Source organism: Streptomyces sp. NPDC059668, from assembly GCF_042734135.1.
In the GTDB taxonomy this organism is placed as follows: domain Bacteria; phylum Actinomycetota; class Actinomycetes; order Streptomycetales; family Streptomycetaceae; genus Streptomyces.
In genome coordinates this window covers 15,608-27,879 of the sequence record NZ_JBHWEL010000008.1, presented here as the reverse complement: position 1 = coordinate 27,879, position 12,272 = coordinate 15,608, and the positions used below count along the sequence as shown (strand labels likewise).

General features: G+C 72.2%; 12 protein-coding genes. 8 read left to right on the top strand and 4 right to left on the bottom strand.

Going from position 1 to position 12,272, the window contains the following annotated elements; genetic code table 11:
* The 3 genes from hydA to ACFV2J_RS08840 form a co-directional block, all read left to right on the top strand.
* On the top strand, positions 1-1,307 hold a 1,307-nt coding region (hydA, locus tag ACFV2J_RS08850; RefSeq protein WP_385437859.1), incomplete at its 5' end, for a dihydropyrimidinase.
* 18 nt (positions 1,308-1,325) lie between these two features.
* Entirely contained in the window at positions 1,326-2,348 is a 1,023-nt protein-coding gene (locus tag ACFV2J_RS08845; protein WP_385094571.1) for a TIGR03842 family LLM class F420-dependent oxidoreductase, read from the top strand.
* Positions 2,349-2,521: 173 nt separating this feature from the next.
* Positions 2,522-4,048 carry an NCS1 family nucleobase:cation symporter-1 gene (locus tag ACFV2J_RS08840; RefSeq protein WP_385094574.1) on the top strand — a complete coding sequence of 509 codons (1,527 nt, stop codon included), beginning with the start codon at positions 2,522-2,524 and terminating at the stop codon, positions 4,046-4,048.
* A 25-nt stretch (positions 4,049-4,073) separates the two neighbouring features.
* Here the strand turns inward: ACFV2J_RS08840 and ACFV2J_RS08835 are convergent, their stop codons facing one another.
* From ACFV2J_RS08835 to ACFV2J_RS08825, 3 genes are all read right to left on the bottom strand, one after another.
* On the bottom strand, positions 4,074-4,751 hold the full coding sequence (locus tag ACFV2J_RS08835; RefSeq protein WP_385094576.1) for a hypothetical protein: 678 nt from the start codon (positions 4,749-4,751) through the stop codon (positions 4,074-4,076).
* Between the two features lie 121 nt (positions 4,752-4,872).
* Positions 4,873-5,706, bottom strand: a complete 834-nt coding sequence (locus ACFV2J_RS08830) for a class I SAM-dependent methyltransferase (protein ID WP_385094579.1) — start codon at positions 5,704-5,706, stop codon at positions 4,873-4,875.
* A complete protein-coding gene (locus ACFV2J_RS08825) occupies positions 5,703-6,728 on the bottom strand; it encodes a carboxymuconolactone decarboxylase family protein (protein ID WP_385094582.1) in 1,026 nt (341 codons plus the stop codon). The genes ACFV2J_RS08830 and ACFV2J_RS08825 overlap by 4 nt, the downstream gene beginning before the upstream one ends.
* A gap of 212 nt (positions 6,729-6,940) precedes the next feature.
* On the opposite strand from ACFV2J_RS08825, the gene ACFV2J_RS08820 reads away from it, so the two are divergent.
* From ACFV2J_RS08820 to ACFV2J_RS08810, 3 genes are read left to right on the top strand one after another with little or no spacing between them, the layout of a single operon-like run.
* Entirely contained in the window at positions 6,941-8,053 is a 1,113-nt protein-coding gene (locus ACFV2J_RS08820) for a sensor histidine kinase (RefSeq protein WP_385094773.1), read from the top strand.
* Positions 8,050-8,730, top strand: coding sequence for a response regulator (locus ACFV2J_RS08815; RefSeq protein WP_385094776.1), 681 nt, complete (start codon positions 8,050-8,052; stop codon positions 8,728-8,730). The genes ACFV2J_RS08820 and ACFV2J_RS08815 overlap by 4 nt, the downstream gene beginning before the upstream one ends.
* A 7-nt stretch (positions 8,731-8,737) precedes the next feature.
* Entirely contained in the window at positions 8,738-9,313 is a 576-nt protein-coding gene (locus ACFV2J_RS08810) for a DUF4232 domain-containing protein (protein WP_385094778.1), read from the top strand.
* A gap of 136 nt (positions 9,314-9,449) precedes the next feature.
* On the opposite strand, the gene ACFV2J_RS08805 is transcribed toward ACFV2J_RS08810, so the two are convergent.
* Complete coding sequence (locus tag ACFV2J_RS08805) at positions 9,450-10,514, bottom strand: lipoate--protein ligase family protein (RefSeq protein WP_385094781.1); 1,065 nt, start codon at positions 10,512-10,514, stop codon at positions 9,450-9,452.
* A gap of 248 nt (positions 10,515-10,762) precedes the next feature.
* Here ACFV2J_RS08805 and ACFV2J_RS08800 point away from each other — a divergent pair, with 248 nt between their 5' ends.
* Together ACFV2J_RS08800 and ACFV2J_RS08795 are read left to right on the top strand one after the other, a co-directional pair.
* Positions 10,763-11,188, top strand: coding sequence for a nuclear transport factor 2 family protein (locus ACFV2J_RS08800; protein WP_385094789.1), 426 nt, complete (start codon positions 10,763-10,765; stop codon positions 11,186-11,188).
* Positions 11,185-12,024 (top strand): NmrA family NAD(P)-binding protein, encoded by an 840-nt coding sequence (locus ACFV2J_RS08795; protein ID WP_385094783.1) that lies wholly within the window; start codon positions 11,185-11,187, stop codon positions 12,022-12,024. Before ACFV2J_RS08800 ends, ACFV2J_RS08795 begins: the two co-directional genes overlap by 4 nt.
* The last annotated feature ends 248 nt before the right edge of the window (positions 12,025-12,272 follow it).

Genomic DNA, 12,272 nt, shown 5'->3' with positions numbered 1-12,272 from the left:
GGCCGCGCCCCGCCGCCGGGCGCCCCGGGGGCGCCCCCGCCGCCGCCCGGCCGCCGGGAGGCGCGGCGCGGGGCCGGCGCCCCCCCCCCCACGCCCACACCCACATGGAGCTGCCGTTCGGCGGCACCTCCGCCTCCGACACCTTCGAGACGGGCACCCGGGCGGCCGCCTGGGGCGGCACCACCACCATCGTCGACTTCGCGGTGCAGAGCGTCGGCCACTCGCTGCGCGAGGGCCTCGACACCTGGAACGCCAAGGCCGACGGCCGGTGCGCCATCGACTACGCCTTCCACATGATCGTCTCGGACGTCAACCAGGAGACGCTGAAGGAGATGGACCTGCTGGTCCAGGAGGGCGTCACCTCCTTCAAGCAGTTCATGGCCTACCCCGGCGTCTTCTACAGCGACGACGGCCAGATCCTGCGCGCCATGCAGCGCTCCGCCGAGAACGGCGGCCTGATCATGATGCACGCCGAGAACGGCATCGCGATCGACGTGCTCGTCGAACAGGCGCTGGCCCGGGGCGAGACCGACCCGCGCTTCCACGGCGAGGTCCGCAAGGCGCTCCTGGAGGCCGAGGCCACCCACCGCGCCATCAAGCTCGCACAGGTCGCGGGGGCACCGCTGTACGTCGTGCACGTCTCGGCGCAGGAGGCGGTCGCCGAGCTGGCACGGGCGCGCGACGAGGGCCTGAACGTGTTCGGCGAGACCTGCCCGCAGTACCTGTTCCTGTCGACCGACAACCTCGCGGAGCCGGACTTCGAGGGCTCGAAGTACGTGTGCAGCACGCCCCTTCGGCCCAAGGAGCACCAGGCCGCCCTGTGGCGGGGCCTGCGCACCAACGACCTCCAGGTGGTGTCGACCGACCACTGCCCCTTCTGCTTCGTGGGCCAGAAGGAGCTCGGCCGCGGCGACTTCTCGAAGATCCCCAACGGCCTCCCGGGCGTCGAGAACCGCATGGACCTGCTGCACCAGGCCGTCGTCGACGGACACCTCTCCCGCCGCCGCTGGATCGAGATCGCCTGCGCGACCCCGGCCCGGATGTTCGGTCTGTACCCGAAGAAGGGCACGATCGCGCCGGGCGCCGACGCCGACATCGTCATCTACGACCCGCACGCCGAGCAGGTCATGTCCGCCGAGACGCACCACATGAACGTCGACTACTCGGCGTACGAGGGCAAGCGGGTGACCGGCCGAGTCGAGACCGTGCTCTCGCGCGGCGAACCGGTCATCACCGAGCGGGAGTTCACCGGACGCGCGGGACACGGCGTCTACACCCCCCGCTCCACCTGTCAGTACCTTCTCTGAGTGCCTAGGAGTGGCGCCATGGACTTCGGACTCGTCCTGCAGACCGACCCCCCGGCCTCCCGCGTCATCGAGCTGATGAAGCGGGCCGAGGACAACGGCTTCACGTACGGCTGGACTTTCGACTCCGCCGTGCTGTGGCAGGAACCCTTCGTGATCTACAGTCAGATTCTCGCGCAGACCGAGAGGCTGACGGTCGGGCCGATGGTCACCAACCCCGGTACCCGTACCTGGGAGGTCACCGCCTCCACCTTCGCGACGCTCAACGACATGTACGGCAACCGCACGGTGTGCGGCATCGGACGGGGCGACTCGGCGATGCGCGTCGCCGGCCGCAAGCCGAACACGCTCGCCCGCATCAGTGGCGCGATGAAGGTCATCCGGGCGCTCGGCCGCGGCGAGGAGGCCGACCTCGGCGGCACGGTCGTCCGGTTCCCCTGGGTGCGGCCGGGCGCCGAACTCCCGGTGTGGATGGCCGCCTACGGCCCCAAGGCGCTGAAGATGACCGGTGAGGAGGCCGACGGCTTCATCCTCCAGCTCGCCGACCTCTACCTGACCGAGTACATGGTCAAGGCGGTGAAGACCGCGGCGGCGGAGGCGGGCCGGGACCCGTCCGAGGTCACCGTCTGCGTGGCCGCGCCCGCCTACGTCACCGAGGACGACTCGCCGGAGGCGATCGCCCACGCCCGGGAGCAGTGCCGCTGGTTCGGCGGCATGGTCGGCAACCACGTCGCCGACCTCGTCTCCAAGTACGGCGAGCACTCCGCCGCCGTGCCTGGCGAACTCACCGACTACATCAAGGCCCGCGAGGGGTACGACTACTCCCACCACGGACGCAGCGGCAACCCCGACACCACGTTCGTCCCCGACGAGATCGTCGACCGGTTCTGCCTGATCGGCACCGCCGAGCAGCACGTCGAGAAGCTGAACGCGCTGCGCGAGCTGGGCGTCGACCAGTTCGCCCTGTACGACATGCACGACGCGCAGGAGGCCACCATCGACGCCTACGGATCGAAGGTCATCCCCGCGGTCAACGTCCGATGACCAGCTGAACGACCGCTGAGAACGGCACCGTTGAGGCCACACGCCGCTCGCCCCGCCCCCTAGTACTCCCCTTCCCGCCGTCCCGGGAAGGGGGCCAGGGCGCTCTCTCCGCGCACCCCCCATGACGCCACCCGCACGGCCTTTCCGTCACTCCTCACTCGATTGGCCTGCCCATGCCCGAGACCGTCCCCACCGACAGCCCGCCAACCGCCCAGGTCGCACTCGCCGACGGCCGGGTCGAACTCGCCCCCGACACTCCGGCGCCCAGCGGTCCCTACGCCAACGAGGACCTGCTGCCGGTCCCGGTCGCGAGGCGGACCTGGACCACGTACAACTTCTCGGCGCTCTGGGTCGGCATGGCCCACAACACCGCCTCCTGGACCCTGGCCTCCGGTCTGATCGCCGTCGGCATGGACTGGAAACAGGCCGTGTTCACCATCGCGCTGGCCAACCTGATCGTGCTGGTCCCGATGCTGCTCACCGGTCACGCGGGACCCAAGTACGGCATCCCCTTCCCGGTCTTCGCCCGCGCCTCCTTCGGGGTCCGCGGGGCCAACCTCCCTGCGGTCGTGCGGGCGTTGGTGGCCTGCGGATGGTTCGGCATCCAGACCTGGATCGGCGGCGAGGCGATCTACTTCCTCGCCGGCAAGCTCTTCGGGGACAGCTGGGCGAACGCCTCGCACATCGGCGGCTACGCCTGGACGATGTGGCTGTCCTTCGTGATCTTCTGGGTGCTGCAGGTCGCGATCATCTACCGGGGCATGGAGACGATCCGCCGCTTCGAGAACTGGGCGGCACCCTTCGTGCTCGTCGGCGCCGGCGTCATGCTGTGGTGGATGAGCAGCAAGGCGGGCGGCTTCGGCCCGTTGCTCGACCAGCCCTCCAAACTCGGCTGGGGCGACGGCTTCTGGAAGCTGTTCTGGCCCTCGCTCATGGGCATGATCGGCTTCTGGTCCACCCTGTCGCTGAACATCCCCGACTTCACCCGGTACGGCAGGAGCCAGAAGGCGCAGACCTGGGGCCAGGCGCTCGGCCTGCCCACCACGATGACGCTCTTCGCCTTCCTGTCCGTCATGGTCACCTCGGGATCGCAGGCCGTGTACGGCGAGGCGATCTGGGACCCGGTCAAGCTGGCCGCCAAGACGGACAACGTCGCCGGCATCGTCTACGCACTGGTCACCGTGCTGGTCGCGACCCTGTCCGTGAACATCGCGGCCAACCTGGTCTCCCCGGCCTTCGACTTCTCCAACATCGCGCCCAGGAGGATCAGTTTCCGGGCCGGCGCCATGACCACCTGCGTCCTCGGCGTGCTGATCTTCCCCTGGAAGCTCTACTCCGACCCGCAGGGCTACATCTTCACCTGGCTCGGCCTCGTCGGCGGTCTGCTCGGCACGGTCGCCGGCATCCTCATCGCCGACTACTGGATCCTGCGCCGCACCAGGCTCGACCTCGCCGACCTGTACCGCGCCGGCGGACGTTACTGGTACGACGGCGGCTGGAACTGGCGGGCCGTCGTCGCCTTCGTCACCGGGGGTGTGCTGGCCGTCGGCGGCGCCGACTTCCACCCGCTGATCGACGGGCGGCCCGTGCCGGCGCTGTCGTCGCTCGCGGACTACGGCTGGGCGGTGGGCCTGGGCACGTCGCTGGTGCTCTACACCGGTCTGATGCTGCTGAGGGGCAGGTCGGAGCCGGCCGCCTGACACCGGGTCGCGCGAGGGAGAACGGTCAGCTCTTCCGGCCGTTCTCCAGCGTGGCCACGACCTCCTTGGCGGCCTTGATGGCCCCCTTGTTGATCTCGTCGGTGCTGGGCGCCTTCTTGGTCTCGAAGTCGCTTCCGTTGTAGGTGACGGCCACCAGCGCGTTGGACACGCGGGCGATCACCACACCCTCGCGGGTCTGCTGCTTGTCCTCGGTGGTGAGGTTCACGACGGAGTAGCCCCCGTCGCCGAGGCCGGGCACCGGGCCGCCGCCGCTCTTCTTCGTCATGCGCTCCTGGTAGGACTTCTGCGCCGCCGCGTCCGAGCCCATGATCTCGTAGGACACGTCGAGCCAGCGGTAGTCGAACCCCTTGAGCGCGTTCCAGGAGCAGGTGCGGCGTACGGCCCTGTCGGTCGAGGCGATCTCCTGGCCGGCCGTCTTGGTGCCCGGGACCAGGGACGTGATCGTCTTCGTCGTGACGCTGGTGCACGGGGCGGGCGCGGCCGTGTACGTCTTCGTGGCCGCCGTCGACGAGGGCTGGGCGGGGTTCTGGGTGTCCTGGGCCGACTTGTGCTCGGTCCCGGTCCCGGTCGGGGTCGAGGGCGACGTGGACGAACCGGACGACATGGCCCAGCCCGTGCAGGCGAGCACGGCGACCGGCAGCAGTCGCGCGGTGAGGGCGAGCGGCAGAGGAAGAGAACGCACGGCGCACTTCTCGTGGGGGATGGTGCGGAGGAGTCCGCACTGCGGACGGGACGACAGTGTCACATGACTGTCTGTGGGGCGGAAGGGCGAACTCGCTCCGTGCCTGTGCGGTGACTGTGGTTCACGGCCGGAGGGCCGGGCTCCGCTCCGCCGTCACCAGCCATACCGCCGCCCGCAGCCGCACGCCACGATCCGTCTCATAAGGGTGCAAGGTGTCCTCCAGGGCCCGTCGGGTGGCCGTGTCGACCACCCTTCCGGGCGTACGCGAGAGGAGGAAGCCGACGGCGTCGGCCGCGTCCCGCCCCCACACCGTCTCCGTGCCGACCGGCGTCACGCTCACCTCGTCCCAGCCCTCCAGCGCCTCGCGGATCCGAGCCGGGTCGGACAGGGAGGCCATCGCGGTCTGCGCGGCGAGTGTGTCGGCGTCCGGCGCGTCGAGGAGCTTCGCGAAGAGGTTCAGGGCGCGCGACTCCTCCAGATGCGGTCCGGCGGGCTGTGGACAGACGAACGCCAGGCGCCCTCCCGGCCGCAGTGCCCGCGCCAGGTTCCGGAACGCGGCCGAGTGGTCCGCGAAGAACATCACCCCGCCCCGGCTGATCATCACGTCGTATCCGGCGGCCGGGAAACGGTGGGTCTGGGCGTCGGCGAGCTCGTACGCCACGTTGGTGACGCCCTCCGCGGCGGTGGCCGCCCGCGCCCGGTCCAGCAGGGGCGCCGAGATGTCGACACCGACCGCGTGTCCGTGCGCGGCCAGCCGTCCCGCGGTCCTGGTCGTCGCGCCGGCCCCGCAGCCGACGTCCAGGACACGGTCGCCCGCGGCGATCGCCGCACCCGCGAAGAGCGCGTCGTCGAGACCCGACACGAGGGCGTCGTAACGGGCGTGGTGGGTGGCCCAGTGACTGCCCAGAGGACCGTTCCACACCTGTGCCTGAACGGAGTTGGCGATCCCCGTCACGATGCCTCCCTCGCCGTGCGCACGGGCAGCGCGCTCTCGATCCGGTCGACGGCGGCGAACGCGCCGTACGCGACCAGACGCACCAGACAGGCGTCGGTGCGGTCCGGGGTGCGCCAGGCCGCCACGTCCTCGTCCGTGATCCGGTACGGGGCGAGCGCCGCCAGCAGCGCCAGTCGGGCCCCGGGGCGCCCACGGCCGGGAAGCCCGTCCCACGCGAGCGGCGGATGCGCGCCGTCCCAGGCACCGAGCGTCTCCCGTACGAGGAGCCGGTCGGCGGCGTCGAGAAGCCCCTCGCCCTCACCCGCGGCCGCACGCAGCGCGGCATAGGCGGGGCCGACCGTGGTCGCACGCGCCCAGTCCGGCCCGGGACCCGCGTGATCGACGACGGGCAGACCGACACCGTCGAGGAGAGTCAGACCGGCACCGGGAGCGGGATGACGGCGCACCGTCCTGGACAGCGACCGCCCGCCCAGACTGCGCACGGCCCGGAAGCGCTGGACGTTGCCCGGCAGCAACTGCTCGGTCAGCAGCGCCGACACCACACGGTTGATGAAGTGGAAGGCGAGTGCGGTGCCGATGTACGCGGGGGCGTGCGCGGCCGGGAAGGGGTACGGGATCAGCTCCGGCGCCCCGGGAATCCGGGTCGACCTGCCCCACGCCAGCAACCGCGCCTGGTCCTCGTCGGCGGGCCGCTCACCACGGGTCACCCGCTCCGCGAGCGCGTGGTCGCCCGTCGCGTGCAGCAGCATCCTGTGCGCGTCCACGCAGAACGGACAGCGATTGGCCTCGGACACCCCGAGCGCCGCGAGTTCCTTCCCGGTCCTGCCGCCGTCGCCCGCGATCAGCGACTCCCGCATCAGCGCCCAGGCGGATGCCATGATCCCGGGAGCGGAGGACAGCACGACGAAGGTGGGCGCCCGTGTGATGCCGAAGTCCCTGGCGAGCTGCGTGTAGACGGCGCGGACGGGCCCGGCGGCGGACGCGGGCTCCGGTGGAGTGGTGTGGCGGAAGGGGCTGGACACGGGGTTCCTCCTGGCGGGTGATGCGGTGCGCCCGACGGCCACCGACACGACAACCCTGATCCACAGGGGGGTGCGCGGGCGTCGTACGGCCGAAGGCACTCCGGGCTACCCCACCCGGTCCGGACACGGCCCGGCCTACTCCGCCGGGAGTAGGCCGGGCCCCCTCCACAGGTCTGACGCGACCGGCCGAACAGCCGTCTATCGTGCGGGACATGACGCTGGACCAGGCCGCGCGCCGACAGCTCGCCGACACCGCCCTCGCGCTCGTCGTCGGCGCCCTCGTCATGACCGCGGCCGCCTTCGACGACGGCACCGCCCCCGCCGACTACGTCCTGACGGCCCTCGCCTCCCTGGCCCTGGCGGCCTATCGCCGCGCGCCGCGCACGGTCCTCGCGGTCAGCACCCTCACCACGACGGCGTACGTCCTGCACGCGCACCCCGGGCCGCTCGCCGCCCTGCCCGTCCTGGGCGCCGTCCACACCGCCGCGCGCGCCGGCCACCGGGGCGTGGCCGCCCTCGCGAGTGCCGTGTTCCTGGCCGGGTTCGTCGCGACGGGCCCCACCCGTCAGGAGATCGTCGAACGCACCCTCCTGCTGGCGGGCTGGTTCCTGTGCGCCCTGGTGACGGGCCTCGCCGACCGCAACTGGCAGGCCTACCTGCGCCAGACCGAACAGCGCGCGCTGGAGGCGGAACGCACCCGGGAGGAGGCCGCCCTGCGCCGGGCCGGCGAGGAACGGCTGCGCATTGCAAGGGAGTTGCACGACTCGCTCACCCACAGCATCTCGATCGTCAAACTCCAGGCCGGGGTTGCCGTCCACCTCGCCCGTAAACGCGGCGAGGAGGTGCCGCCCGCGCTGCTCGCCATCCAGGAGGCGGGCGGTGAGGCGATGCGCGAACTGCGGGCCACGCTGGAGGTGTTGCGCACCGACGAGCCGGCCGGTACGCCCGCGCTGCTCGTGGAGCGGGCCCGGGCCGCGGGCCTCGCCGTCGAACTGTCGGTCAGCGGCGACGAACGACCGCTGACGGCGACCCTGGACCGAGCGGCCTACCGCATCGTCCAGGAGGCGCTGACCAACGCCGCCCGCCACGCGGGGCCGGCCGAGGTGACCGTCCGGCTCGACTACTCGGCGGCCGGGCTGGCGATCTCGGTGGACGACGACGGCGGCGCCGACCCGTCCTGTCCGCCCGTGCCCGGTATCGGCCTCACCGGCATGCGGGAACGCGTCACGGCTCTCGGCGGCACCCTGCGGGCCGCCCCGCGCGCCGGAGGCGGATTCTCCGTCCACGCCCAACTGCCGCTGGGCGCACCGGAGGAGGTGTCGTGATCAGGGTCGCGCTCGTCGACGACCAGGCACTGATGCGCGCCGGATTCCGCGCCCTGCTGGACGCCGAGGACGGCATCGAGGTGGTCGGCGAGGCCGCCGACGGGCAGCAGGGGCTCGCGCTGGTGCGGGCCGAGCGGCCGGACGTCGCCCTCGTCGACGTACAGATGCCGGTGATGTCGGGCATCGAGGCGACCCGGCGGATCGCCGCAGACCCGCAACTGTCCGCCGTGCGCGTCCTCATTCTCACCAACTACGGCCTGGACGAGTACGTCTTCGAGGCGCTGCGGGCCGGGGCGAGCGGCTTCCTGCTCAAGGACACCGAACCCGCCGACCTCCTCCAGGCCATCGAGGTCGTCGCGCACGGAGAGGCACTGCTGTCCCCGTCCGTGACCCGCACGCTGATCGGCGAGTTCGTGGCCCGGCCCCCGGACCGGGCCACCGCGCCGGGCCTGGAGTGCCTCACCCGCCGCGAACGCGAGGTCACCGCGCTCGCCGCGCGCGGCCTCACCAACGAGGAGATCGCCGCCCACATGGTCATCAGCCCGTTCACCGCCAAGACGCACATCAGTCGCGCCATGACCAAGCTGGGCGCCCGCGACCGGGCCCAACTGGTCGTGTTCGCCTACGAGTCGGGACTGGTGACGGCCCGAGGTGGCGCTCAGTGGCGCGTGCGATGATCGGCGAATGACCGTGTCGCACCAGGGACAGCAGAGCCCGGGACCGCTCCGTCGTGCCGTACTCGCCGGTGCGCTGGCACTCGCCCTGGGCGGTTGCGGCTTCTTCACCGAGCCGGACCACCGGCCCGCGCCCCGCCCCTCGCCCGCCGTCGCGGTCCCGCCGGCCGGCGACTGCTCGCCGTCCGGAGTACGCGTCGACGCCGGCCCTGTCGACGCGGCCATGGGACTGCGGGCGATGACGCTCACCCTCACCAACTGCTCCGAGCGGCCCTACCGGGTGAACGGCTACCCCTCCGTCCGCGTCCTCGACGAGAAGGGCGCCCCGCTCACGGGCGTGCGCGCCGTCCAGGGCACCGACAAGGTCCCGATGGCTCCCGAGGACGCCGGGGCCGAGCCGTTCACCCTGAGCCCCGGGGAGAGCGCGCGGGCGGCCCTGTACTGGCGGATGGCGGCCGAGAACGGCACGTACCTCCGGGTCGTCCCGCAGAAGGGGCGTGCCGCCGTGAACGTACGGCCCCCGGAGACCCTCGACATCGGCCCCGAGAACACGCTCGGCACGACGGCGTGGGCGTCCTCGTCCTGAGGGCTCCCCGTTCAAGCGGTCCGGGTACGGAGGGCTGCGGGTCCCGAGCGGCTCGGGTCCGGAGGGCTGCGGGTCCCGCGCGTTCGGCGCCCTGTGCGGTCGCCGGCCGCCCGGCGGGAGGGCGGCCGGACTCCCTCTAGGGCACCCGGGCCGTCCACTCGGCCGACCCGAACTTCGAGCGCGCCAGCTCCTCGGCGCGGGCCTGTTCCGCGGGTGTCACTCCGCCGTCCGTGAGCCCGTAGCGGCCACGGAAGGATTCGATCATCCGCCCGATGACCTCTTCGCGTGCGAGGCCCGTCTGGCGGCGCAGCGGGTCCACCCGCTTCTTCGCGCTACCGGTGCCCTTGTCGGAGAGCTTCTCCCGGCCGATGCGCAGCACTTCGAGCATCTTGTCGGCGTCGATGTCGTACGACATGGTCACGTGGTGGAGCACGGCACCCGGGCCGCCGCCCGGACCGACCATCCGCTTCTGGGCGGCGCCCGCGATCTTGCCCTGCTCCGTCGCGATGTCGTTCAGGGGCTGGTACCAGGCCTTGATCCCCATGTCCCCGAGCGCGCCGAGCACCCAGTCGTCGAGATAGGCGTAGCTGTCCTGGAACGACAGGCCCTGGACGAGCGCCTCCGGCACCGAGAGCGAGTAGGTGATGGTGTTGCCCGGCTCCACGAACATCGCGCCGCCACCGGAGATCCGGCGCACCACCTCGATGCCGTGCCGCGCGGCGCCCTCGGGGTCGACCTCGTTGCGCAGCGACTGGAAGCTGCCGATGATCACGGACGGGGCTCCCCACTCCCACACGCGGAGCGTCGGCGGACGGCGGCCCGCGGCGACCTCCGCGGTCAGCACCTCGTCCAGGGCCATGTGCAACGCCGGGGACTGCGGCCCCTCGTGGATCAGCTGCCAGTCGTAGTCCGTCCAGTCGGTGGCGCGTGCGACCGCCCGGCGCACCGCGATCCCGATGCCCTCCGAGGTCAGGCCGTACATGACCGTGCCCACGGGCAGCGCGGCGTCGACACGGGCGGCCAGGCCCGCCGCGTCGGTGTCGGCGGGGGCGCCCTCCAGCGCGTGGTTCACGGCGTCCAGCGCCTCGTCCGGTTCGAGGAAGAAATCGCCGGCCACGCGCGCGTGACGCAGCAGCCCGTCCTCGACGTCCAGGTCCACCACGACGAGCTTGCCGCCGGGGATCTTGTACTCACCGTGCACCGATCCGCCTCCGTTCGTTCCACCGGCACCAACGCCGACCTGCGGTGATTGATTCCGGCCGGTCAGGGTGCGGTGCGTGGGAGCGTCCTGGGGTGGAGCGGCAGGGCAGGGCGGGGTGCCGGTGCTCCGCCGGCCGGGCGGCCGGGTCGGGGATTGCGAAGCGGACTGGCGGTCCGTATGCTCGAGCTATGCGGACCGACGGTCCGTTTATGGATCCCATGGAATCGAACAGAGTGGAACCCTTGACCATGACAGTGCCGATGACACCCGAGGAGCTGTACCGCCACGGTCTGCGCCTGCTGGTGGAGAAGGACATCCCCGGCTGGGTGGACCTGTGGGACGAGAACGGTGTCCTGGAGTTCCCCTTCGCGCCCCCGGGCCGGCCCGGGCGGCTGGAGGGCCGGCGGGCCGTCGCGGACTACATGCGCCACTACCCCGACCACATCGACCTCCACGGCTTCCCCGACGTACGGATCCACCAGACCACCGACCCCGGGACGATCGTGGTCGAGATGCGCGGGGTCGGCCGCCTGGTGGAGACGGACAGCCCCTTCGACATGACGTACATCGCCGTGGTCGCGTTCGAGGACGGGCGCATCGTCTCCTACCGCGACTACTGGAACCCCCTCGCCGTCCAGCAGCCCGGCGCCGACTTCAGCGGAGCGACCCGATGAGCACCTCCGGCGCCACCCTGGTCATCGGGGCCACCGGCACCACCGGTCGCCGGGTCACCGCCGGCCTGACCGCCGAGGGCCACCGCGTCAAGGCCGCCGGCCGCAGCGCCACCCCGGTGGCGGGCGCGCAGGCCGTCCGCTTCGACTGGAACGAGCCCTCGACCTGGGACGGAGCCCTCGACGGCGCCGACCGCGCCTACCTCGTGCCGCCCATCGGCTCCTCGGACCCGGCCGCGGTCATGCTGCCCTTCCTCCGCCGCGCCCGCGCGGCGGGCGTGCAGCGGGCGGTACTGCTGAGCTCCTCCGCGATTCCCGCCGGCGGTCCGGCGGTGGGGCAGGTCCACCAGGCGCTGCCCGGCCTGTTCGACCGGTGGGCGGTGCTGCGGCCCTCCTGGTTCATGCAGAACTTCACCGGGTCCATGCCGCACGCCCGGACCATCCGCGAGGACGGCCTCATCCTCACCGCCACCGGAGACGGTCGCGTCGCGTTCATCGACGCGGAGGACATCGCCGCCGTCGCCGTACGCGCCCTGACCGACGACGACGCCCCCGACACCGACCTGCTCCTCACCGGGCCGCAGGCGCTGAGCTACGACGACGTCGCCGCGATCGTCACCGAGGTCACCGGCCGGCCCGTCGTCCACCGGCGCCTGACCTTCGAGGAGGCGCGCGACCGCTGGGCCACCGGGATGCCGCTGGAGTTCGCCACCATGCTGGCCGCGATGGACGGCGCCATCGCGGACGGCGCCGAGGACCGCACCTCGGACCTCGTCCAGCGCCTCACCGGCCGCCCACCCGGTACCTTCCGCGCCTTCGCCGAACGGAACCTGGTCTGAGGCGGCCGATGTTCCACGACGGTCCACTCTTCCGGCCCGACACCCTCTGCCTCTGGCCCGACGCCCCCGCCCCGGCTGTGCGGCTCGCGGCGGCCCGCGCCTCCGACCCCGGGCGTGCCGCCGCCGTCTCCCGGCCGCCCTCCGCCCGGCGGTGGCGCGTATCTTCGACTGGATCGACGACGTGATTCCGGCCCGCCGCACGCCACGCGGACCGCTCGGCCGGCGGTTCCCGCGCGCGGGAACCGCCG